Source organism: Bacteroides sp. GM023 (genome assembly GCF_014750685.1).
Lineage (GTDB): Bacteria > Bacteroidota > Bacteroidia > Bacteroidales > Bacteroidaceae > Bacteroides.
The window spans coordinates 35,833-58,750 of record NZ_JAAXGE010000011.1 but is presented as its reverse complement, the minus strand read 5'-3'; the positions used below and the strand labels follow the sequence as shown (position 1 = coordinate 58,750).

Genomic DNA, 22,918 nt, shown 5'->3' with positions numbered 1-22,918 from the left:
ATGAAATATCCCAGTCACACCAGCTCTATAAAGCACTTTATAAAGAAAGTATCCGCCCTGGCTTATGTCGTCTTTTGCCTGAGTTTTCAGGCAGAACCCGTCCACGCACAGGAGATTTTCAAGGATGCCAACTCCGTCATTGCAGACGCCCGGACAGAAATCCTCTGCAAATCCATGACCCAATCCATAGAAAAGGAAAGCCGGACTATCATCGTGCTCAACCGTAAAGGACTAGAGGATGCCGTTTTCTATTGCGGATGCGACATGTTCCGTTCCCTGCAAAAATTCTCAGGAGAAATCATCAACGCTTCCGGTCAGAGCGTACGCAAGATTAAGAAATCCGAACTTCAGAAAAGCGAATACAGTTCTTCGCTCACCACGGATGATTATTTTTATTATTATGAGTGCAATTACCCTTCTTTCCCTTTCACCGTGAAATATGAATGGGAAATGAAATGCAACAACGGACTGATTGGTTACTCCACCTTCATCCCGCAAATGAGCTTCAACCAAGCCGTAGAAAAAGCGACTTACCGCATCGAACTTCCTGCCGGACAAGGTTGCCGCTATCGCGAATTGAACACACAAGGAGTGGGAAAACAAAGTAAAGAAGCCGCAACCAAAGAAACTGAAACCAAAAGCATAGAAGGCCAAGGCATCCAAGTGAAGGAATCTACCGGTGCCGAAGGACAACAAATCATCGAAGTGACCGCCCTGAAATTACCTCCCATTCTCAAAGAGCCTTTCGGCCCGAGCTTTGCGGAGTTGTTTCCCCGCGTCTACTTCGCTCCTTCCGCTTTCAAATACGACAAATCCGAAGGGGACTTGAGCACCTGGCAAAAATACGGAGAATGGCAATACAAACTTCTCGACGGACGCGACCTGCTCACCGAGCCTTTCCGCGCCAAACTGCACGAACTGACGGCAAACTGCTCCACCGACCGTGACAAAGTGAAAGCCGTCTACGATTATCTCGCCAAGACCACCCGTTACGTCAGTATTCAGTTAGGTATCGGCGGTTTGCAGCCCATCGCTGCCACCGATGTCTGCCGCACTGGGTTCGGTGATTGCAAAGGCTTGTCCAATTACGCCCGTGCCATGCTGAAAGAATTGGGCATCCCCTCTACTTACACCGTCATCAGCACCACGAACGAACGGCTTCTCCCCGATTTCTCGAGTGCCAACCAAATGAATCACGTCATCCTGCAAGTTCCGCTTCCGCAGGACACGCTTTGGCTGGAATGCACTAATCCGCAACTTCCTTTCGGCTACGTCCACCAGGGCATTGCCGGACATGACGCACTGTTGATAGAACCGGCAGGCGGCAGAATACACCGTCTGCCTACTTATCCCGATTCGCTGAACACGCAATGCATCGTTGCCGACATCACGCTCTCCCCCACGGCTGAAGCTAAAATATCGGTCAACGAAATATCCCGGTTATTCCAGTATGAAAGCGAAGCAGGCATCGTCTATCTACAACCCAACAAGCAGAAAGACCGCATCCGTTCGGACATCAACCTGTCGCAGGCGGACATTCTGAACCTGCAAATCAAAGAATGCAAAGAGACGGCTCCGTCCATCACCTTCAACTATTCCGTCAGCAGCAACCAGTACGGAAATAAGACGGGAAACCGCCTGTTTATCCCTGCCAATATTTTCAGAAAAGGGTTCAGCGTCCCTTCCGTCACGAAGCGTACGTATCCCATCCACATCAACTACGGCTACTCGGACACGGACAGCATCCGCATCCATCTGCCGGACGGATACACCATCGAGGGACTTCCGAAACCAATTGACGTGGAAAGCAAATTCGGCAGTTTCCATTCTACCGTCGAGGTGAAGGAGAAGGAGATATGTATCGTTCATCATTTATTCATGCCGAAAGGGATTTATGCTCCCGATGAATACGTGGCATTCATCGCTTTCCGCAAGTTGATTGCAGGGCAATACGGTGGCAAAATCATTCTAAAAAAGGAATAAAGGAAATCATACGTTACGGAAAATAAAAGTATCTTTGCGACTCACAATTCAAAAAAAGAGAACATTGAAGAACAAACGATACAGTAACGGAGAAGAATGGGCAAATACGCTTAGTCATGGGGCAGGTATCCTGCTCGGTGTTGTGGCAGGATATTTCCTGCTGGAAAAGGCTTCGGGAAACGCCGAGCCGCAATGGGCAGTGCCTTGTGTCATTGTCTATCTGGCAGGTATGTTGTCGTCTTACGTCAGTTCGACGTGGTATCACGGCAGTCGTCCGGGGAAGTTGAAGGAATTGCTTCGCAAATTCGACCACGGAGCTATCTATCTGCATATCGCAGGAACATATACACCTTTTACGCTGCTCACCTTGCGTCATGCAGGTGGTTGGGGTTGGGGAATATTCTCTTTCGTGTGGCTGTCCGCCGTAGCCGGGTTTATACTTAGCTTCACGAGACTGAAGGAGCACAGCAATCTCGAAACTGTCTGTTACGTAGGTATGGGGGCTTCGATATTGGTTGCTTTGAAACCTTTATTGGACCAGTTGGAAATAACAGGCGCCACCTCTGCTTTTTGGTGGTTGATAGGCGGTGGTATTTCTTATATCGTAGGAGCCATTTTCTATTCATTGCGCAAACCTTATATGCATGCCACTTTCCACCTGTTTTGCCTGGGCGGAAGCATAGGGCACATCATTGCCATATGGCTGATTCTGTAACGAAGGGTAGGGAGAAAAAAAAAGGCTATCCATCACGGACAACCAATCTTTGTTAACCTTAAATCTAATACTATGAAAAACACAGTACAAAGATACGGACTTTCCGCATATCTCCAAATTTACGGAGCAAATCGGGGTGATTTATAACACGGTTTAATAGAATACAGAGGTTCGTTAACATTTAGGTCTGTTAGGTTAAAAATTAACTAATAGTTAATTGAGAATCCCTTAACGCTATAAATATTCAGTGTAATTATTTAAATTTACCGCATACAAAAAAGAATACTATATGAAAAGTTCTTTATTTCTAACCTGCTTATGCATAGTTTTTCTCGCGATACCGCAAGTTTCGGAAGCACAGAGGGTTTCGAAAAAAGTTCCTATTATTCAGGAAGATGACACGGTGAGGGTATATTCGGCTTTTTCACTCTAGTTCCTTCAATCCGAAAGGCTTGCCAATCAGAAAAGTATAGTGCTGACAAAAGCTGAAATCAAGCAATTCAACCAACTGTTTGAAAGCACTAAACAGTCTCACCGACAACCTTACTCACCACCTACCCGGGAAGGTATTTTTATAGAAGTAAGACCCCGTGAAGGAAAAAAACACGGATATTACATCAGTCCTAAAAAATATGCACCTATAAGTACAACGGATTATGGCTTCGATGGATACAAGATTCCCAAAAAGAAACGTCCACAAATCAAACAATTGTTAGAGCACTACCAGCAACAATTACCGGATACCCTGAAGTTCATGCAACACAACTACCAACAGGCGAATCTGACAGTAACCCCACTCAACAAATGTACATTCAACTCTATGAAGAAAATGGTTACACTCTTTTTCCATACCCGTGTGGATTCTTCGACCATAGTCTCCATACAATACAGAGTTTACAAAAGTAAGAAATGGGGCATATCCGTTTGGAGAGAAATACCGCTTTGGGAATACATGTCTTATCTCGAAACGGACAAAGAAGGAAATATCCGCATCTACAATGACTCAAAAGACGTCCATACCTTTACAGACCAGCAATATCCTGAATCCGAAGAAATTCTTTCGGAAATATTTCCGGAATGGAAAAACATGAGCAACTCCGAACGCATGAAAATGCTTGATGATTACTTCGAGCGGTATGCTACACTAATCCGCAATAATAAAAAAGAGCGTATCATATAAATTTCCATATAAACGTATCATATATATAGAAGAAACAAAAAAGCTACATTATCCGTTATATTTATACTACCAAATAAAAAGAAAAATTCGATGGACTGGGAAAATTATCTGATAAAGCACCTTCAATGGTCGGATTCCATTATCAACCGGGCAGCCAAAGAACACGTAGCTCGTGAGATTGCCGCTACGGCAAAAGACGGTGAAACCATCGGAGCCGGTTCCGGCTCTACAGTCTACCTCACCTTGTTCGAACTGGCACGGCGGATTCGCGAGGAACACTTGCGCATCGAAGTTATCCCCGCGTCCAAAGAAATCTCAATGACCTGCATCCAGCTAGGTATCCCTCAAACCACCCTTTGGAACAAACGTCCCGACTGGACTTTCGACGGCGCGGACGAAGTCGACCCTCAGCAAAACCTGATAAAAGGTCGTGGCGGAGCTATGTTCAAAGAGAAGCTGCTTATCAGAAGCAGCCGCAAAACATTTATCATCGTCGACCCCAGCAAACTTGTCCGACAACTGGGTAGCAAATTCCCCATTCCCATCGAAATATTTCCCGACTCACTATCTTATGTAGAAAACGAACTGCAACGACTGGACGCTTCGGAAATCATCCTTCGTCCCGCCCACGGAAAAGACGGGCCAATCTTTACAGAAAATGGTAACTTCATCCTCGATACCCGCTTCAATTTCATAGACACGTCACTCGAAGAACGACTGAAGAAAATCACCGGTGTCATAGAAAGCGGACTATTCACAGGTTATGACATTGAAGTAATCGTAGCAGAATAAATTACCTAAAATTACCACGTTCAGCACAGTTCAAAAATAACAATGAGAACAGAAAGTTTTTTCACTTTTGTATAGAACATAAGAAAATAATTTCCGACTTTTGCAGTTGATATAAGGGGAAAGCGCATCGGATCATGTCCGATTTCGCGAAAAGGAGAAAGCAAAAACGGAATACTTCACAAGTTAAATTCAAAAAAAAAGTTTTCCAAAATGGAAAACTTTCTGTATCAGCGAGAAAGAAAAGTTTCCCGAAATTTAATGTTAAAAGCTAACCAAGCTATTAGAATATCTTCTATCTTTGTATCCGTTTTCGGAGCTAAAAAGAGGTTTAGTCAAAGAGGGAACGCTGTGCAAATCGGCGACAGTACCCGCTGCTGTAATTCTCTGTGAATCCGCACGATAGGCCACTGCACCGGATAGTGTGGGAAGGTGTTGCGAGGGAGGGATAAGTCAGAAGACCTGCCGGAATCAAATAAACCATATTATTAATCACTTTCGGGAGTTAAAGTTATGAACTACGCGGAAATTTGTATCATCAAACGTGATGGTAAAAGAGAAGATTTCTCTATCAGTAAGATTAAGAATGCAATCAGCAAAGCATTCAGTGCAACCGGTTTTCAGGATGAGCAGCAGTTGGTGGCTGACATCACGATGAATGTTATCAGTCAGTTTGCCACTCCTACCATTACCGTAGAGGAGATTCAGGACTTAGTGGAAAAAGCATTGATGAAAGTGCGACCGGAAGTAGCGAAGAAATACATTATCTATCGCGAATGGCGGAATACGGAACGGGACAAGAAAACCCAGATGAAGCATGTGATGGACGGCATTGTCGCTATTGACAAGAATGATGTCAATCTGAGCAACGCCAACATGAGCAGCCACACTCCTGCCGGACAGATGATGACTTTCGCTTCTGAAGTGACTAAAGATTATACATATAAATATTTGTTGCCGAAGCGTTTTGCCGAAGCACACCAGTTGGGCGACATTCACATCCACGATCTGGATTACTATCCGACAAAGACGACGACTTGTATCCAATATGACATGGACGACCTTTTCGAACGTGGATTCCGCACAAAGAACGGCAGCATCCGTACCCCGCAAAGTATTCAGAGCTATGCGACACTGGCTACTATCATTTTCCAAACGAATCAGAACGAGCAACACGGCGGACAGGCAATCCCCGCTTTCGACTTCTTCATGGCGAAAGGGGTGGCGAAGTCTTTCCGTAAACATCTGGCTTCGTTCATCAATTTCTATGTAGCGATGGAAAATGGCAGTCAGGCGGACGAGAAGGCAATCCGCACGTTAATCAAGGAGTATCTTCCGTCTATCAAGTCGACTGAGGCAGAACGCGAGACATTACGCATCGCATTGATAGCTCTACAAATCATTATAGACAAGGAGCACTTGGCACGCATCACGGAGAAAGCATACCAGCAGACCCGCAAGGATACGCACCAGGCAATGGAAGGATTTATCCATAACCTGAACACGATGCACTCACGCGGTGGTAATCAGGTGGTATTCAGCTCTATCAATTATGGAACGGACACTTCTGCGGAAGGCCGTATGGTGATTGAGGAATTACTGAAAGCTACGATTGAGGGCTTGGGCACACGGGGCGAGGTTCCTGTATTCCCGATTCAGATTTTCAAGGTGAAGGACGGGGTGTCTTACTCGGAAAAGGATTTTGAGAAAGCGATGAAAACGGAGAATATAGAGGATGCGATGAAAGACAGTTACGAAGCTCCGAACTTTGACTTGTTGCTGAAGGCTTGTCAGACTACTGCGAAAGCGTTGTTCCCGAACTTCATGTTCCTCGACACGCCTTTCAACACGAATGAGAATTGGAAGGCGGACGATCCGAAACGTTATATCTACGAATTGGCTACGATGGGTTGCCGTACACGCGTATTTGAGAATGTGGCGGGAGAAAAGTCTTCTTTGGGACGCGGTAATCTTTCTTTCACTACGCTGAATATGCCGAGACTGGCTATCGAAGCCCGCATCAAGGCAGAGAATCTGATAGAGGACGAACGCAATGCGGATGCTATCGAGCAGAAAGCGAAGGAGATTTTCATCGAATCCGTACACACGATGTCTGCTTTGGTGGCGGATCAGTTGTATGAGCGTTACCAATATCAGCGCACGGCACTGGCTCGTCAGTTCCCGTTCATGATGGCAAATAACGTATGGAAAGGTGGCGCAGAGTTGAATCCGAACGAGCAGGTAGGCGATGTATTGCGCAGCGGTACGTTGGGAATCGGCTTTATCGGCGGACACAACGCGATGGTGGCTCTTTACGGAAAAGGACACGGACACAGCCAAAAGGCATGGGACACGTTGTATGAAGCGGTGATGGAGATGAATAAGGTAGTGGACGAATACAAAGAAAAATATAATCTGAATTACTCTGTACTGGCTACTCCGGCAGAAGGTCTTTCAGGACGTTTCACGAAGATGGACCGCCGGAAATACGGTAAGATTCCGGGAGTGACGGACCGTGATTACTACGTAAACTCATTCCACGTGGACGTGAAAGAGCCAATCAGCATTGTGGAGAAGATTAGGAGCGAAGCTCCTTTCCATGCTATCACGCGTGGCGGACACATCACGTATGTGGAGCTGGACGGTGAAGCGCAGAAGAATGTGCGTGCCATCGCTAAAATTGTGAAGGTGATGCATGACGAAGGAATCGGCTACGGTTCTATCAATCATCCGGTGGACACTTGTCACAACTGCGGCTACAAAGGGGTGATTTTCGACAAATGCCCGGTTTGCCAAAGTGAAAGTATTCTCCGTATGCGTCGTATCACGGGTTATCTGACGGGCGACTTGAGTTCATGGAACTCTGCCAAACGGGCGGAAGAAAAAGACCGTGTGAAACATCTGTAAAACAATGAATTTATTAGGAACTTATCCTGAAACAATAGTGGACGGTGCAGGCATCCGGTATTCTATTTATCTTGCCGGATGCGCTCACCACTGCCACGGTTGCCACAACCCGGAAAGCTGGAATCCGGAAGCGGGGGAACTGTTGACGGAAGAGAAGGTTTCGTCTATCATCAGGGAGATTAAAGCGAATCCGTTGTTGGACGGGGTGACTTTCTCCGGTGGGGATCCTTTCTTCCATCCCGAAGAATTTCTGTCGCTTGCCAGGCGGGTGAAAGAAGAGACGGGGATGAATGTGTGGTGCTACACCGGGTACACGTATGAGGAGATTCAGGCGGAACCACGGTTGAAAGCTATTCTTCCTTACATTGATGTTTTGGTGGACGGACGTTTCGAGCAGTCGCTCTTTTCTCCTTATCTGGAGTTTCGGGGGAGCAGTAATCAGCGGATTCTGAAATTGAGGTAAATCTGCAATAGAACTTACACTGAAATTGAAGTAAATCTGAAGTTAAGATTAGGACTTCTCCACCACTAAAAAAACTTATTTTTCAAAGGAAACAAAAACACCTGTACGGTTGTTTTGTTTACTTTTACGGACAGAAGAGATTTCTACAAGAATAAGTTTTTTATGGTACAAACAATAAATACAACTCATAATATATCTGACGAATCCGACGGATTGCCGATGCCTAAACGTATTTGGGCGGTGGTATCCGTCGGATTCGCTCTTTGCATGTCTGTACTGGACATCAATATAGTTAATATCGTATTGCCTACGCTTTCGCACGACTTCGGGACGACGCCTGCCGTGACGACATGGATTATCAATGGGTATCAGTTGGCAATTGTTATTTCACTGTTGTCTTTCTCCGCTTTGGGGGAGATGATCGGTTACCGGAAGGTGTTTCTTTCGGGCATCGGGTTGTTTTGTATCACTTCGCTGATTTGTGCGCTGTCCGATTCGTTTTGGACGCTGACGGTGGCGCGTATTTTTCAAGGGTTCAGCGCTTCCGCCATCACGAGTGTGAATACGGCGCAGTTGCGGTATATTTACCCGAAAAGTCAGATTGGGCGAGGGATGGGAATTAATGCGATGGTGGTGGCTATATCGGCGGCAGCCGGGCCTTCCGTGGCGAGTGGTATTCTTTCTATTGCCAGTTGGCATTGGTTGTTTGCTATCAATGTGCCGTTGGGAATTACGGCGCTGGTACTGGGCATCAAGCATTTGCCGAAGCAGGAAGAGCTTTCGAAACGGAAGTTCGATTATATCAGCGCCATAGCGAATGCGGTTACTTTCGGGTTGCTGATTTATACGCTGGATGGGTTTGCGCATCATGAGAAAATGGATTTCCTTGTTGTTCAGTTGGTGGTGTTGGCGGTGGTCGGGACGTTTTATGTGCGTCGGCAGTTGACACAGGCGACTCCTCTCCTGCCGCTCGATTTGCTGCGGATACCGATTTTCCGGTTGTCTATCCTTACTTCCATTTGTTCGTTTATTGCGCAGATGTCGGCAATGGTATCTTTGCCGTTTTTCCTTCAGAATACGTTGGGACATAGCGAGGTGATGACCGGGTTGTTGCTCACTCCGTGGCCGTTGGCAACGCTTGTCACGGCACCGTTGGCGGGGTATCTCGTCGAACGGATTCATCCGGGGATACTGGGGAGCATCGGGATGGTTCTGTTTGCCGTCGGGCTTTTCTCGCTTTCAAGTCTGACTGCCGAGTCGTCTGATATCAGTATTATTTTGAGGTTGATGTTATGCGGTGCGGGATTCGGGTTGTTTCAGACGCCTAATAACAGTACGATTATCTCTTCAGCTCCGACGCAACGTTCGGGCGGAGCTAGTGGAATGTTGGGGATGGCTCGCTTGATGGGGCAGACTACGGGAACGACGTTGGTAGCTTTGCTTTTCAGCTTTGTCACACATGACCGAAGTACGGCTGTCTGCTTGATGGCAGGAAGCGGATTTGCTGTCGTGGCGGCTATTGTCAGCAGTTTGAGGTTGTCACAGCCTTCTACGCTTAAAAGTAAATAAGCTCATAAGAATATTTGAAAATGCGGATTGAGGGGATGGGCATAAAGACTCTCCTTTCAACGAAGGAACTGTCCAGCAAGACAGGTTTAAAACGATTCACCCACGCTACAAACTCTTGTAACGTGGGTGAAATTGTTATTTTCAGACTTGTTAGACAACCACTTTTTGTTTATAAGGGTTTCATCACACTCTCAATCTGCATTTCAATGATAGACTATTTTACGTCTAAGGCATTTACTCTAATTTATTCTATTGCACTTTCAAGTGCTAGAAGAAGAACCTTAATATATCATTGAAGTTGGCCCAAATCAACAGACCGAAAAGGAGAATCATTCCCGCCATTTGAGCGTATTCCATGAACTTGTCGCTCGGTTTGCGACGGGCTATCATTTCATAGAACAGGAACAGGACATGACCGCCGTCAAGTGCGGGGATGGGCAGGATGTTCATGAAAGCCAGGATAATGGAAAGGAAGGCTGTCATGTACCAGAATTGATGCCAGTCCCATGTTGCGGGGAAGATGCTGCCTATGGTTCCGAAACCACCCAGTTGCTTCGCTCCTTCTTTGGAGAAAAGGTATTTCATGTTGCCAACGTAGCCTTTCAGGGTTTTTACACCGAGGGATACACCGGCGGGGAAGGATTCGAGGAAGGCGTATTGTTTCTTCACCATTGGCAGCAGACGGTCTGTCACCAGGCAGGCAGATACTCCCATAAGGTAGGCGGAGTCTACACGCATGCTTAATGTATCTGTCGCGCCACCACGTACGTAGGTCAGTGTGATGAGACGTGGGTCGATGCTGTCTTTGAGCAGAGTGGCTTCGTTTTTCTTGCGCTCTGCCATCGTTTCTTTGAAGTCGGAGAAGGAGATTGGTTTTCCGTTCAGGGCGATGATGCTGTCACCCGGCAAGATGCCTGCCTGCGCTGCGGGAGAGTTCACCATTACGCTGTCGATTACGTATGGGAAACGGTAGGATGCAAAGCGGACGCTGTCTGCCAGCAGGCGTTGCATCAGGTCTTCGGGAATGTAAACGGAGGCTTTTGCGCCGTTACGGAGAACGCTTACTTCACGGGCATCGGCTATTTGGCTGAGCATATCGCCATCATAACGTTCGAAAGGAACGCCGTCGGCAGAGATAAGTACGTCACCGTCCTGGAAGCCGACTGATTTGGCGGTTTCGTTGAAGTCCATACCGAGGGGGGCTTCCTGTACCTTTATATATTGGTCGCCCCAGGCAAAGAGTATCATTGAGTAGATGAAGAGTGCCAGCAGGAAGTTGAACAGTACGCCGCCGACCATGATTAACAGGCGTTGCCACGCCGGTTTGGAACGGAATTCCCACGGTTGTTCGGGTTGTTTCATCTGTTCGGTATCCATTGATTCATCAATCATACCGGCTATCTTTACGTAGCCGCCTAACGGCAGCCAGCCTACGGCATATTCTGTATCACTTTTCTTCGGTTTGAACTTAAATAGAGTGAACCAAGGGTCAAAGAATAAGCAGAATTTTTCTACGCGTACCTTAAACAAACGGGCAAAGAGAAAATGCCCGCCTTCATGAATGACAACGAGCAAAGATAAGCTCATTATCAATTGCAGGGCACGAATCAAAAATGTTTCCATGTTTATTATTTACTATTTACAATTTACTAATTACTATTTACAAAATACTATTTACGAATTACTGGGTTTTACACAGAGACTTTGCCGGCACACGAGTTCGGAAGCTATTCTTCGTGCTTCTGCGTCGGTGGCTACATAGTCGTCATATGTAGGATTCGCTATAAACATAGCGCGTTCCATGGTCTTTTCTATTACGTCGCTCATGCCGAGGAAGCTGATGCCGTCTTTCAGAAAGGAGGCTACTACTACTTCGTTGGCGGCATTGACGATACAAGGCATATTGCCACCCCGGTACATGGCTTCATAGGCCAGGGCGAGGTTGCGGAATCGTTTTGTATCGGGTTGCTCGAACGTCAGGTTTGTACACTTGGCAAAGTCGAGACGTTCGAAAGAAGAGCTGATACGGTCGGGGTAAGAGAAAGCGTACTGGATGGGCAGGCGCATATCGGGCATGCCTAGTTGGGCTTTCACCGCACCGTCCTCAAACTGCACCATCGAGTGGATGACGGATTGGGGATGTACCACTACTTCGATTTGGCTGGGCTGGACGCCAAACAGCCATTTGGCTTCGATTACCTCGAAACCTTTGTTCATCATGGAAGCGGAGTCGATGGTTATCTTGGCTCCCATCTCCCAGTTGGGATGCTTCAGGGCTTGCGCTTTGGTAACAGATTTCAGTTGTTCCAGGGTGCAGGTGCGGAAAGGTCCGCCTGAAGCGGTGAGTATTACTTTTTCTATCGGGTTGCCGACTTCTCCTGCCAAACACTGGAAAACTGCCGAGTGTTCAGAATCTACGGGCAAAATCGGTGTGCGATATTGCTGCGCTAATTGATTAATCAGTTCGCCGGCTACGACGAGCGTTTCTTTATTTGCCAGCGCGATGGCTTTCTTGGCACGGATGGCGTTAATGGTCGGTTTCAGTCCGGCGTAACCAACCATGGCTGTCAGTACCATGTCGATGGGGCCGGCTTCCACAATCTGACAGATGGCGTCGGTTCCTGCATATACCTTGATGGGCAGGTCGCTCAATGCTTCTTTCAGTTCGGAATACTTTTCCTCGTTGGCTATCACGACGACTTCCGGTTGGAACTTCCGTGCCTGGGCAATCAGTAGTTCAACGCGGTTGTTGGCTGTCAGTGCATAGGCTTCGTACAGGTCGGGATGTTCCTCGATAACCTGCAATGCTTGTGTACCGATAGAGCCTGTGGAGCCTAAGATGGCTATTTGTTTCTTCTTTTTATTCTTTTCTATATTCATTTTTAAAATACGATATATTTTTCCGGATTCACCGGATGACCTTTGTACCAAAGTTCGAAATGCAGATGCGGACCTGTGCTAAGGGTTCCGCTGTTTCCTACTAAGGCAATGGCTTCACCACCCTTCACACGTTCGCCTTCTTTTTTGAGCAGGGAACCGCAGTGTTTATAAATCGAGATTAAATCCTGATTATGCTGTACGCCAATCAGATAACCTGTTTCGGCGGTGTATGTGCTGAGGATAACGGTTCCGTCCATCGTAGCCAGCACACTCTCGTTGGGGTTGGCGGCAATGTCCGTGCCGAAATGTTTCTTTTCCGCGTTGAAGTGGTCGGAAACCATTCCACGGGTGGGGCGATACAGGATTAATCCCGTTACGTCCGGTTGGGAGGTGATGGATGTCAGGTTGTATTTCTCGTTCTCCTCGTACTGACGGCGGAATTCTTCTTCGCGCTTGGTGCGTTCCATCAATGTGTCTTCGCGGACGGCGGTCAGTGAGTCGAGCGTCTGCACGCTGTCGATGGGGACTTTACCGCTGAAAATATCCTGGATGTTCATGATGTAAAGGTTCTGCCGGTTGAGAACCTCTTGCAGGGAGTCCACACGCAGGGCGTTGACTACGATTTGGGAACGGACTTCACTGTTCATGTAGCCCGGAAGGTAGTTGCGTAAAGGAGTAAAGGCAATGATGCAGGCGGCAATCAGGAAAAGTACTGCCAGTACGCAGAGTAACACCGAAAGACCATTGAGTTTGGATACACGAAGTCCTACAATCTCTTCAAGCGTATTCTCATTGACAATCGTCAATTTATACTTGAACTTGAAATTTTTCCAGAAAGCTTTACTTCGTCTTTTCTTTGGCATCGCAGGTATTTACTATTTTACGATTTACTATTTACTATTTTTGGTTGATGAATTGCTTATCTTTTCATTGATAAGCTGTTCATTGTTTGGTTGATGAACGATGCATCGTTTATTCGTCGTCATCGCCATTCTCCAGTTCATCCAGGTTCAGTAACCCTTCGGGAAGCTCTACGGTGATGAGTTTTTGTTCCTGGTCTATCCCTAGGATAAATTCTTCCTGGGCGGGAACTAACAGTTCTTCATCGTCTTTTTCGACTACAAAGAGGGTATTGACGGTGGTTGTATCTACATCGACCACTTCACCCAAGGGCCCGTGATGGATGTCTTCCATTTGGAAACCGATAAAGAAGTTCCAGGACAATTCACCGTCTTCGGCTTCTTCAGCGTGCTTCGCGGGGAAGTAGACTTCTATATTGGTGAACATCCGGGCACGTTCGGCGGTATCTATTCCTTCCAGTTTCACCAGGGCGGTGGAGTCTGAACGGAAGCGGTATTCTTCGATGAAGAAGGGCACGAAGATGCCGTCGAGCAGGCAGACCAGATAATCGCAGTCCGCCCGGTCGAAAATATCGTCCGTGAAGGTGAACTGTAACTCGCCGTGGATGCCGTGCGGTTTGTTGAATAATCCTATTTTATATACTTCTTCTTTTTTTATCATATTCGGGTGATTCGGGCTCCGATGGCGTTCAGACGTCCTTCGATGTTCTGATAGCCGCGGTCTATTTGTTCAATATTACTAATAGTGCTGGTTCCTTCGGCGCTCATGGCGGCAATCAGAAGGGCGATACCGGCACGTATGTCCGGAGACGTCAGGCGGGCACCGCGCAGCTTGAAGCCGTGGTTGTGTCCGATGACTACGGCACGGTGAGGGTCACAGAGAATGATTTGCGCACCCATATCTATGAGTTTGTCCACGAAGAACAGGCGGCTTTCGAACATTTTCTGATGGATGAGTACGCTTCCTTTGGCTTGGGTGGCTACTACGAGCATCACACTCAGCAAGTCGGGCGTCAGTCCCGGCCAGGTTGCGTCGGCTATCGTCATGATGGAGCCGTCGATAAAGGATTCTATCTCGTATGTCTCTTGTGCGGGAACGTAAATGTCGTCTCCTCTTTGTTCGAGCTTGATGCCCAGGCGACGGAAGTTCTCGGGGATGATACCCAGGTTTTCGTAAGAGACGTTCTTTATGGTTATCTCGCTTTTTGTCATGGCTGCCATGCCGATGAAGCTGCCGACTTCAATCATATCGGGCAGTACGGTGTGCTGTGCGCCATGCAGTGCTTCCACGCCTTCGATGGTGAGGAGGTTGGATGCGATGCCGCTGATTTTTGCTCCCATGTGGTTGAGCAGGCGGCAGAGTTGTTGCAAATACGGTTCGCAGGCAGCGTTGTAGATGGTGGTAGTGCCTTTGGCAAGGACGGCGGCCATCACGATATTAGCGGTTCCGGTGACGGATGCTTCGTCGAGCAACATATAGTTACCGCGAAGTTTGTCGGCGGTGATTTCGTAGATTCCACGTTCCTCGTCGTAGCGGAAATTCGCGCCCAGGGCTTGAATGCCGACGAAGTGAGTGTCCAGACGACGGCGACCGATTTTGTCTCCACCCGGCTTGGATATCAATGCTTTGCCGAAGCGTGCAACCATCGGGCCGATCAGCATCACAGAACCTCGCAGGCTGGAGCATTTCTTCAGAAATTCATCGCTTTCGAGATAAGCGAGGTCTACGTTTTCAGCCTTAAAGCTATAAGAGTCAATGCTTTTCTTTGCAACTGTCACGCCCATCTCGCGCAGGAGTTGGATAAGGTTGTTGACATCCAAAATGTCAGGTATATTGTTCACTGTCACTTCCTCACCGGTCAGCAACGTGGCACAGATTATCTGCAAAACTTCGTTTTTGGCACCTTGCGGATGAATTTCCCCGCAGAGCCGATGTCCTCCTTCAATTACAAATGAAGCCATTGATATTTAGTTTTAAGTATTAAGTATTAGCGTCATGTTTCAAAGTAGTAGGCGTTAAATATCAGGTATTTACTTCATACCTAATTCCTAATACTTTTTTCTAATATCTTCTCTTAGTGTTCTGACGGTTATTGGTATAGTTCGTCTTCGGACGATAGTTCTGATTCAAACGTTCTGCCATCAGGCGGACGATATCATCCGTCATCTGGAGTTTGCCGTCGGAAAGTTCGTAGAGGTCTTCGGCAATCTTCTTGTCGTCTACCGTATCCTTGTTCCATGCCATGTAGTCCTTCTTCATGTGGTTGCAGATGAGGGCTACGAGGTTTCTCTTTTCGTTTCCTTCGGGAAATTCGATGGCTTTCTTTATCAGGATTTCCAATGTGCGTCCGTAGTGACGGTAACGCATACGGGAGGTGTAATAAGGAATGTGGTCGGGACGTGTCACCAGGTTATCTTCACGGATGATTTCATAAGGATAGTCGATATCCAATTCGAAACCGGACATGATGGCGAGGTGGTCCCACAGCTTGTGCTTGAAATCGGGCACATCACGCAGATGAGGGAACATATTTCCCATGATGTTGATGATGGTGTTGGCACAACGCTGACGTTCTGCACGGTCCTGGATAGTCAATGCATAATCGACCATGTTCTGGATGCTGCGTCCGTATTCAGGAAGCGGCATTCTTTTCTGTTGAGTGTTATATTGCATATCTTTAATGGATAATTCTACAATGGATGATGGATAATTCATAACAGGCAAGTCTTATAAAAGTTTTTTAGGCATGGAAGCTACGAATTCTTTCAGGTAGAAAGGTTCGAAGTAGGCTACGTCTTTGTAATCTTCGGTGGCTACTGCCTTCTCTGCGAGGGGGAACATCATTTTTGCCAGCGGATGGATGTCGTCGATAAAATGCGCGTTGGGATGCGTAATCTTTTCGCGGCATTTGGCGGCTCCGTTGCCATAGAAATAGACTGGCTGGCGGTCGAGATATTCGAGGTAAGACGTTTCGTCGACGATGTCGGCGGCGATGGCACGTTTCACGTTCAAGCTCCGGTCGTAGATGGCTGCATAGACTTCCATGCGGCGTGCATCTATCATCGGGCAGAGCAACGCGTCTTCGGGCAGGTCGTGATACAACAGCACGGGGACGCTCAATACTTCGAGCGTCTGTACTCCTATCAAGGGGACATTGCGTCCGTAACAAACTCCTTTTGCCATCGAAACTCCTATCCGAAGTCCTGTGTAAGAACCCGGGCCGCAACTCACCGCGACCGCATCCAACGGGATGGCATGACTGTCTATGAACGACAACGCTTCATCTACAAATACTCCCAGAGACACGGCGTGTGAAGGGCCTTTCAAGTCTTCTTTCACAAAAATCGTCTGTCCGTCTTGACTGGCCGCTACCGAGCAAACAGAGGTAGAGGTTTCAATATTCAGTATACACGACATAAAAATCAGGTTATTAAATTGTCGCAAATTTACGTGATTATTTCCAATTCTTAAAATATTCGTGTACTTTTGCACAAAACTTTAAGGTTATGATACAGTCTATGACAGGATACGGCAAAGCTACGGCCGAACTCCCCGACAAAAAAATAAATGTAGAACTAAAGTCGCTCAATAGCAAAGCTATGGATTTATCCACCCGCATTGCTCCGGCTTATCGTGAAAAAGAGATTGAAATCCGTAACGAGATTTCTAAAGTGCTGGAACGTGGAAAGGTTGACTTCAGCCTGTGGATTGAAAAGAAAGAGGGTGCGGATAATGCTACTCCTATCAATCAGGCAATGGTTGAGGGTTACTACAAGCAGATTTTGGCTATCTCGGAGAATCTTGAAATTCCTGTACCTGCCGACTGGTTCCAGACTTTGCTCCGCATGCCGGACGTTATGTCGAAAACGGAAATTCAGGAACTGACGGAAGAGGAATGGAATGCTGTGCATGCCACCGTGCTCGAAGCTATTGGTCATCTTGTAGATTTCCGCAAACAGGAAGGTGCCGCGCTGGAGAAGAAATTCCGTGAGAAGATTGCGAATATCAGCAGCCTGCTCGAGAAAATCGCTCCGTACGAGAAAGAACGTGTGGACAAGGTGAAGGAACGTATCACGGATGCTCTCGAAAAGACATTGAGCATGGATTACGACAAGAACCGTCTGGAACAGGAATTGATTTATTATATCGAGAAGTTGGATGTCAACGAAGAGAAACAACGTCTCGGCAATCACTTGAAATACTTTATCAGCACCATGGAAAGCGGTAGCGGACAGGGCAAGAAGTTAGGTTTCATCGCTCAGGAAATGGGACGCGAAATCAATACGTTAGGCAGCAAGTCCAATCACGCTGAAATGCAGAAAATCGTCGTTCAGATGAAGGACGAACTGGAACAGATTAAAGAACAGGTGCTGAACGTGATGTAAAGGTTTTCATTCATTCTTAATTTTTCATTTTTAATTCTTTGTCAAATTTATGCCGGGCAAATTAATTATCTTCTCCGCTCCGTCAGGTTCGGGAAAATCTACTATCATCAATTTTCTGCTGACGCAGAACTTGAATCTTGCGTTTTCTATCTCTGCCACCAGTCGTCCACCGCGCGGAACTGAGCAACACGGGATTGAATATTTCTTTCTTACTCCCGAAGAGTTTCGCTGCCGCATAGAGAATAATGAGTTTCTTGAATACGAAGAAGTGTACAAAGACCGTTATTACGGCACGCTGAAAGCGCAAGTGGAGAAGCAACTGGAAGCAGAACAGAATGTAGTATTCGACGTTGATGTGGTAGGCGGATGCAATATTAAGAAGTTTTACGGTGACCGTGCTTTATCGGTATTTATCCAGCCGCCTTCGGTAGAAGAATTGCGCTGCCGCTTGGAAGGTCGCGGAACGGATGCTCCGGAGATAATTGAAAGCCGTATCGCCAAGGCGGAATATGAATTAGGATTTGCCCCGCAATTCGATTGTGTCATAGTGAATGACAATCTGGAATTAGCCAAAGTGGAAGCATTGAAAATTATCAAGGAGTTTTTAAATTCTTGATGGTCCTTTTGTTATTGAATATAAAATTGAAAGCATATGTTTATATTAATATTAACATATAAAGCTCCTATCGAGAAGATTCTTGGACTGCTGGATGCACATTGTCGTTACCTTGACAAGTATTACGCAACCAAAAATTTTCTAGCTTCCGGCCCGCAAGTTCCCCGTGAAGGAGGAATTATACTTTGTCGGGCAAAAAGCCGGGCAGAGGTAGAGGAGATAATAAAGGAAGACCCTTTCAACGCAGTTGCCGACTATCAAATAATAGAATTTGAAGCAAATAAGGCTGTACAGCAATTTCAAGAGCTATTGGATAAATAAACTGTAATATAAGGCAGGGGATATTTTATGAAAAAGCTAAAAACCGGAATCTTCAGCGGGTCTTTCAATCCGATTCATATCGGACATCTCGCTTTAGCCAACTACCTCTGCGAATATGAGGGACTGGATGAAATTTGGTTTATGGTGACACCGCAAAATCCTCTGAAAACACAGGCGGAGCTATGGAGTGACGAACTCCGTCTCAAGCTCGTGGAACTTGCCATTGACGACTATCCCCGCTTCAAAGTCTCTGATTTTGAATTTCACCTGCCCCGTCCTTCTTACAGCGTACATACATTAGAAAAGTTACGCGAAACGTATCCCGAACGCGAATTTCACTTCATTATTGGTTCGGACAACTGGGCACGTTTCGACCGCTGGTATCAGTCGGAGCGAATCATCAATGAGAACCAAATCATTATCTATCCCCGCCCCGGCTTCCCCGTAAATGAAACGGAACTGCCGGAAACTGTACGGCTCGTCCATTCTCCTGTGTTCGAAATCAGTTCCACGTTTATTCGTGAAGCACTGGATGCAGGAAAGGATATCCGGTATTTTTTGCATCCAAGGGTTTGGGAAGCAATCAAGAATATGGGAAACAACAAAGATTTGGGAAGTAATTAAAGTACATACCCAACTGAGTATAGCGGATAATTCGTCATCCAATCCTGCTCGCGGTAATCTGACATAGAAAAACGAACTCCACGCAATGTTGCATTCTTTTCAATAAAAGAGCGCAAACTTTTAGACTGCAAATTCTCTTCCGCTTTTACTTCGACCGGAATAATTCGAATATCTTTTTGCAACAGAAAATCCAATTCCCCCCTGGAAGTATCCGAGGACCAATAGTATATATTCAATCCTTTTACAGACTTCAATTGTTGTAACACATATTGCTCTGTTATTGCTCCTTTGTAATCAGTAAACAGCACATTCCCCTCCAACAAAGCCTGAGGTGGCAATCCACTCATCGCTCCCATTAATCCTGTATCCAACAAAAACAACTTGAAAGCCGAGAAGTCTTCATAAGCCGACAAAGGGATTCCACCTTTCTTCACCCGATTCACCTTATAAATAAGCCCCGCATCCATCAACCACTCAATAGCTAATTCAAAATCTTTAGCTCTTGCTCCTTCTTTTACTATTCCGTAGATAAACTTACGATTTTCTTTTGCTAACTGTGCCGGTACCGAACGCCATACCATACGAATACGCGGAACTTCAGCGATTGGCGCATGTTTAGAAAAGTCACGGTCGTAAGAATCCAAAATATTCTGTTGCAACTGACGCACTTCCGTATAGTCTTTATGCTCTACAAAGGCATTTACTACTTCAGGCATTCCGCCAATAAAATAATATTGCTTCAGAAAATCGACAAACTTAGAACGAAAAGTAGAAATCAAATTCCAATCTTGCTTCGCAAGTAAACGGGCAAAAGATTCCTGCCCCACAGCTTCCAAAAACTCGGAAAAGGAAAGTGGATACAAATCTATAAAATCGACTTTTCCGACCGGAAAAGAATCATTCCTGTGCATAGCAATACCTAGCAGAGAACCTGCCGCAATCACATGATATTGCGGCGCTTTCTCCTGAAAATATTTCAAAGCCGTCAATCCGCGAGATGCTTCCTGAAGTTCATCAAAAATTATCAGTGTATCAGTATCTACTACTACCCCGGTGACCAACTGTATCGCCATCAAAATACGTTCAATATCAAAATCCTTCTGAAAAACGTCTTTCATCACTTCATTATCCTCGAAGTTGATGTAAGCAAACTGCTTATATGAGGTCGCAGCAAATTCCTTCATCAACCACGTTTTTCCCACTTGGCGTGCACCACGAATAATCAAAGGTTTCCGTGAAACCTTCTCTTTCCAATCATGCAACTGCTGCATTGCGTCTCTTCTCATACTCTTTCCTTTTATTATCAACGATTTATGAGATACAAATATAAATAGCAAAAAGGAGATTCACAAAAAGTCGTGCAGAAAAATGTGACATTTAACACAAAGTCGTACAGAAAAGTGTAGTATTCATCCGAAAAGTCGTACCAAAAAGTGTGATACTCAACAAAAAGTCGTGCAAGAAAGTGTATTTACTCCGTCAGCCGATGTAGTGTTATCATTATTATTTCTGCCGGAGCGCCGATACGAATCGGCATTTGTGAAGTGCCGATGCCATTGGTAACTATCAAAGGAATTTTTGCGAAATTATATGCCAAGCCGGTTAAGAAACGGTTGCCGTAGTGCGAATTCAGTATCGGAGCCACTCCGAAGATACGGACTTGTCCGCCATGTGTATGTCCTGCCAGGGCAAGGTCTGTATTTGCTATTGAAACATCCTCTATATAATCCGGTGTATGCACCAGTAGAACCACGAAATCTCTGGGAGAAAGCGCAAGAGTCGGTGATACACCATTGCGTGTAAGGTCGAAAGGATTGCGCACTCCGGCAATGATAATCTGCTGACCGTCCTTGCGAAGCGTATCCACTGCGTGTTCCAACACACGCATTCCATAATGCTCCATTGTACGCACAATGTCATCGTGACAACGTTCGTAGTCATTATTCCCCATCACTCCGTAAGTCCCCATTGGTGTCTTTACCCGAGAAAGCGCGGCAAATAAAGGCTCTACGTATTCGCAACCTTCCTGATAGTCGCCACCCATCAAGAGAACATCTGCCTTTTGAGCAATCAGGAGACGGACAAGGTCGTTCAAGCCTTTTTCTTTAAACAGGCTCTTGTAGTGCAAGTCGGAAATGAAAGCGATGCGAAAACCTTCGAATGCTTCGGGAACATCACGGTGTGTAAAGTCATACTTTACTACACGGTCTATGCCCGTATAGCCGGAAGGAACATCAACTGACGAAGAAGTTATTTTCGTGCCACGGAGCACCCAGTCATTATGTTTCTCGTCGGTGACAGCTTCCTGTTTCTTAGGTTGGCTGTTCTCACTTTTCGAGACATTCAGGTCTTTGAGTTGCGAATGGTCGGGGGTGAATAAATCCGCTATGACACCCGCAGTATCAGCGATGTCCGCAGAAACAGAATCAACATTCAGGACAGGACGCGGCAAAGTAGCCACTACATTCTTTTTCGACTTACAGGAAACCAGTACAAGCAGTGCTAACAGAATAAACGGGTATATTGTTTTTTTCATCTTCTCTCTCTTATATTCTTTATAGTTTGAAGTTTTTTGAGACGCAAAGATACAAAAAATCATGTATCTTTGTCCGTCAAAACTCTTTATAATGTATAAAAGCATGGAAGCAGTAAAACATAAAAACAGGGAAGGTGTAAAACCTAAAAGCATGGAAGTTGTGAAACGTAACTCACTGCAAGCATGGATATTAGCAGCACGTCCAAAAACACTCACAGGAGCTATCACCCCCGTATTGATAGGTACGGCACTCGCCACGATGGACGGGCATTTTCACTGGTTGCCCGCACTTATCTGCTGCCTGTTTGCGAGTTTGATGCAGATTGCCGCCAATTTCATCAATGACCTTTTCGACTTTCTCAAAGGAACTGACCGTGAAGACCGATTGGGGCCTGAACGCGCCTGTGCACAAGGATGGATTTCTCCACAAGCGATGAAAACAGGAATTATTATGACTGTTGCCCTTGCCTGTCTTATCGGTTGCACACTGCTTTTCTTTGCCGGATGGGAACTTATTATTGTTGGAGTACTCTGCGTATTGTTCGCTTTTCTTTATACTACAGGACCTTATCCCCTCTCCTACAATGGTTGGGGAGATGTATTAGTCATTGTCTTTTTCGGATTCGTACCCGTAGGCGGAACTTACTATGTGCAAGCGTTGACATGGACACCGGACGTCACTGTCGCTTCTCTTGTCTGCGGATTGCTTATCGACACTTTGCTGGTAGTAAACAATTATCGGGACCGCGAAGCGGATGCACGGAGCGGAAAACGAACGGTTATTGTCCGTTTCGGCGAGAAGTTCGGACGCTATTTCTATCTGACACTGGGGATTGCGGCTTCTCTCCTCTGCCTGTTTTTCCTTTTTGAAGGACATATCTATGCCGCGCTTCTCCCGCAGCTCTACCTGATTCCTCATTTCTTCACCTGGAGACGGATGGTAAAGATATACAGTGGTAAAAAATTAAACAGCATATTAGGCGAGACTTCGCGTAATATGCTGCTTATGGGCATTCTTTTATCTATCGGAATGTTGTTAAATTGAGAATTGAGAATTAAAAATTGAAAAATAGCTACGCTAATACCGCA

General features: G+C 46.1%; 21 protein-coding genes and 1 riboswitch. Of the genes, 12 read left to right on the top strand and 9 right to left on the bottom strand.

Features of this window, described 5'->3' with window-relative positions:
* The 7 genes from HC965_RS21370 to HC965_RS21340 all read left to right on the top strand — a co-directional run bounded on the left by HC965_RS21370 (nucleotide 1) and on the right by HC965_RS21340 (nucleotide 9,606).
* Nucleotides 1-1,983 carry a transglutaminase domain-containing protein gene (locus HC965_RS21370; protein WP_191033367.1) on the top strand — a complete coding sequence of 661 codons (1,983 nt, stop codon included), beginning with the start codon at nucleotides 1-3 and terminating at the stop codon, nucleotides 1,981-1,983.
* A 64-nt stretch (nucleotides 1,984-2,047) separates the two neighbouring features.
* The gene (locus tag HC965_RS21365; RefSeq protein WP_191033366.1) at nucleotides 2,048-2,698 is read left to right on the top strand and encodes a hemolysin III family protein; all 651 of its coding nucleotides are present in this window, start codon (nucleotides 2,048-2,050) and stop codon (nucleotides 2,696-2,698) included.
* Nucleotides 2,699-3,170: 472 nt separating this feature from the next.
* Nucleotides 3,171-3,878, top strand: a complete 708-nt coding sequence (locus HC965_RS21360; RefSeq protein WP_191033365.1) for a hypothetical protein — start codon at nucleotides 3,171-3,173, stop codon at nucleotides 3,876-3,878.
* A 90-nt stretch (nucleotides 3,879-3,968) separates the two neighbouring features.
* Nucleotides 3,969-4,670, top strand: coding sequence for a ribose 5-phosphate isomerase A (gene rpiA, locus HC965_RS21355; RefSeq protein WP_191033364.1), 702 nt, complete (start codon nucleotides 3,969-3,971; stop codon nucleotides 4,668-4,670).
* 294 nt (nucleotides 4,671-4,964) lie between these two features.
* A riboswitch (cobalamin riboswitch) is annotated at nucleotides 4,965-5,152 on the top strand.
* Between the two features lie 28 nt (nucleotides 5,153-5,180).
* Nucleotides 5,181-7,574 carry an anaerobic ribonucleoside triphosphate reductase gene (locus tag HC965_RS21350; RefSeq protein ID WP_191033363.1) on the top strand — a complete coding sequence of 798 codons (2,394 nt, stop codon included), beginning with the start codon at nucleotides 5,181-5,183 and terminating at the stop codon, nucleotides 7,572-7,574.
* 4 nt (nucleotides 7,575-7,578) lie between these two features.
* Nucleotides 7,579-8,037: an anaerobic ribonucleoside-triphosphate reductase activating protein gene (gene nrdG / locus HC965_RS21345; RefSeq protein WP_191033362.1), complete on the top strand. Its 459-nt coding sequence runs from the start codon at nucleotides 7,579-7,581 to the stop codon at nucleotides 8,035-8,037.
* Nucleotides 8,038-8,199: 162 nt separating this feature from the next.
* On the top strand, nucleotides 8,200-9,606 hold the full coding sequence (locus HC965_RS21340; protein WP_191033361.1) for an MFS transporter: 1,407 nt from the start codon (nucleotides 8,200-8,202) through the stop codon (nucleotides 9,604-9,606).
* Nucleotides 9,607-9,873: 267 nt separating this feature from the next.
* Here HC965_RS21340 and rseP read toward each other — a convergent pair whose 3' ends face one another.
* From rseP to tsaB, 7 genes are all read right to left on the bottom strand, one after another.
* Nucleotides 9,874-11,229 (bottom strand): RIP metalloprotease RseP, encoded by a 1,356-nt coding sequence (gene rseP, locus HC965_RS21335; RefSeq protein WP_191033360.1) that lies wholly within the window; start codon nucleotides 11,227-11,229, stop codon nucleotides 9,874-9,876.
* A gap of 51 nt (nucleotides 11,230-11,280) precedes the next feature.
* The gene (locus HC965_RS21330; RefSeq protein WP_191033359.1) at nucleotides 11,281-12,486 is read right to left on the bottom strand and encodes a 1-deoxy-D-xylulose-5-phosphate reductoisomerase; all 1,206 of its coding nucleotides are present in this window, start codon (nucleotides 12,484-12,486) and stop codon (nucleotides 11,281-11,283) included.
* A gap of 2 nt (nucleotides 12,487-12,488) precedes the next feature.
* Nucleotides 12,489-13,349: a M23 family metallopeptidase gene (locus HC965_RS21325; protein WP_191033358.1), complete on the bottom strand. Its 861-nt coding sequence runs from the start codon at nucleotides 13,347-13,349 to the stop codon at nucleotides 12,489-12,491.
* Nucleotides 13,350-13,458: 109 nt separating this feature from the next.
* Nucleotides 13,459-14,007 carry a ribosome maturation factor RimM gene (gene rimM / locus HC965_RS21320; protein ID WP_191033357.1) on the bottom strand — a complete coding sequence of 183 codons (549 nt, stop codon included), beginning with the start codon at nucleotides 14,005-14,007 and terminating at the stop codon, nucleotides 13,459-13,461.
* Nucleotides 14,004-15,308, bottom strand: coding sequence for a UDP-N-acetylglucosamine 1-carboxyvinyltransferase (gene murA, locus HC965_RS21315; protein WP_191033356.1), 1,305 nt, complete (start codon nucleotides 15,306-15,308; stop codon nucleotides 14,004-14,006). The genes rimM and murA overlap by 4 nt, the downstream gene beginning before the upstream one ends.
* 100 nt (nucleotides 15,309-15,408) lie before the next feature.
* Nucleotides 15,409-16,020: a DUF4290 domain-containing protein gene (locus tag HC965_RS21310; protein ID WP_044654931.1), complete on the bottom strand. Its 612-nt coding sequence runs from the start codon at nucleotides 16,018-16,020 to the stop codon at nucleotides 15,409-15,411.
* 54 nt (nucleotides 16,021-16,074) lie between these two features.
* On the bottom strand, nucleotides 16,075-16,764 hold the full coding sequence (gene tsaB / locus HC965_RS21305) for a tRNA (adenosine(37)-N6)-threonylcarbamoyltransferase complex dimerization subunit type 1 TsaB (RefSeq protein WP_191033355.1): 690 nt from the start codon (nucleotides 16,762-16,764) through the stop codon (nucleotides 16,075-16,077).
* Nucleotides 16,765-16,853: 89 nt separating this feature from the next.
* On the opposite strand from tsaB, the gene HC965_RS21300 reads away from it, so the two are divergent.
* From HC965_RS21300 to nadD, 4 genes are read left to right on the top strand one after another with little or no spacing between them, the layout of a single operon-like run.
* A complete protein-coding gene (locus HC965_RS21300; protein ID WP_191033354.1) occupies nucleotides 16,854-17,732 on the top strand; it encodes a YicC/YloC family endoribonuclease in 879 nt (292 codons plus the stop codon).
* A gap of 49 nt (nucleotides 17,733-17,781) precedes the next feature.
* Nucleotides 17,782-18,348, top strand: coding sequence for a guanylate kinase (gene gmk / locus HC965_RS21295; protein WP_191033353.1), 567 nt, complete (start codon nucleotides 17,782-17,784; stop codon nucleotides 18,346-18,348).
* 36 nt (nucleotides 18,349-18,384) lie between these two features.
* On the top strand, nucleotides 18,385-18,669 hold the full coding sequence (locus tag HC965_RS21290) for a YciI family protein (protein ID WP_191033352.1): 285 nt from the start codon (nucleotides 18,385-18,387) through the stop codon (nucleotides 18,667-18,669).
* Between the two features lie 27 nt (nucleotides 18,670-18,696).
* Nucleotides 18,697-19,293 carry a nicotinate (nicotinamide) nucleotide adenylyltransferase gene (gene nadD, locus HC965_RS21285; RefSeq protein ID WP_191033351.1) on the top strand — a complete coding sequence of 199 codons (597 nt, stop codon included), beginning with the start codon at nucleotides 18,697-18,699 and terminating at the stop codon, nucleotides 19,291-19,293.
* Here nadD and HC965_RS21280 read toward each other — a convergent pair.
* Entirely contained in the window at nucleotides 19,290-20,579 is a 1,290-nt protein-coding gene (locus HC965_RS21280; RefSeq protein WP_191033350.1) for an ATP-binding protein, read from the bottom strand. The two genes, nadD and HC965_RS21280, sit on opposite strands and share 4 nt — an antisense overlap.
* Before the next feature lie 185 nt (nucleotides 20,580-20,764).
* Nucleotides 20,765-21,829, bottom strand: coding sequence for a metallophosphoesterase (locus HC965_RS21275; RefSeq protein WP_191033349.1), 1,065 nt, complete (start codon nucleotides 21,827-21,829; stop codon nucleotides 20,765-20,767).
* Between the two features lie 151 nt (nucleotides 21,830-21,980).
* Here HC965_RS21275 and HC965_RS21270 point away from each other — a divergent pair, with 151 nt between their 5' ends.
* A complete protein-coding gene (locus tag HC965_RS21270) occupies nucleotides 21,981-22,874 on the top strand; it encodes a 1,4-dihydroxy-2-naphthoate polyprenyltransferase (protein ID WP_191033450.1) in 894 nt (297 codons plus the stop codon).
* Nucleotides 22,875-22,918 lie beyond the last annotated feature (44 nt).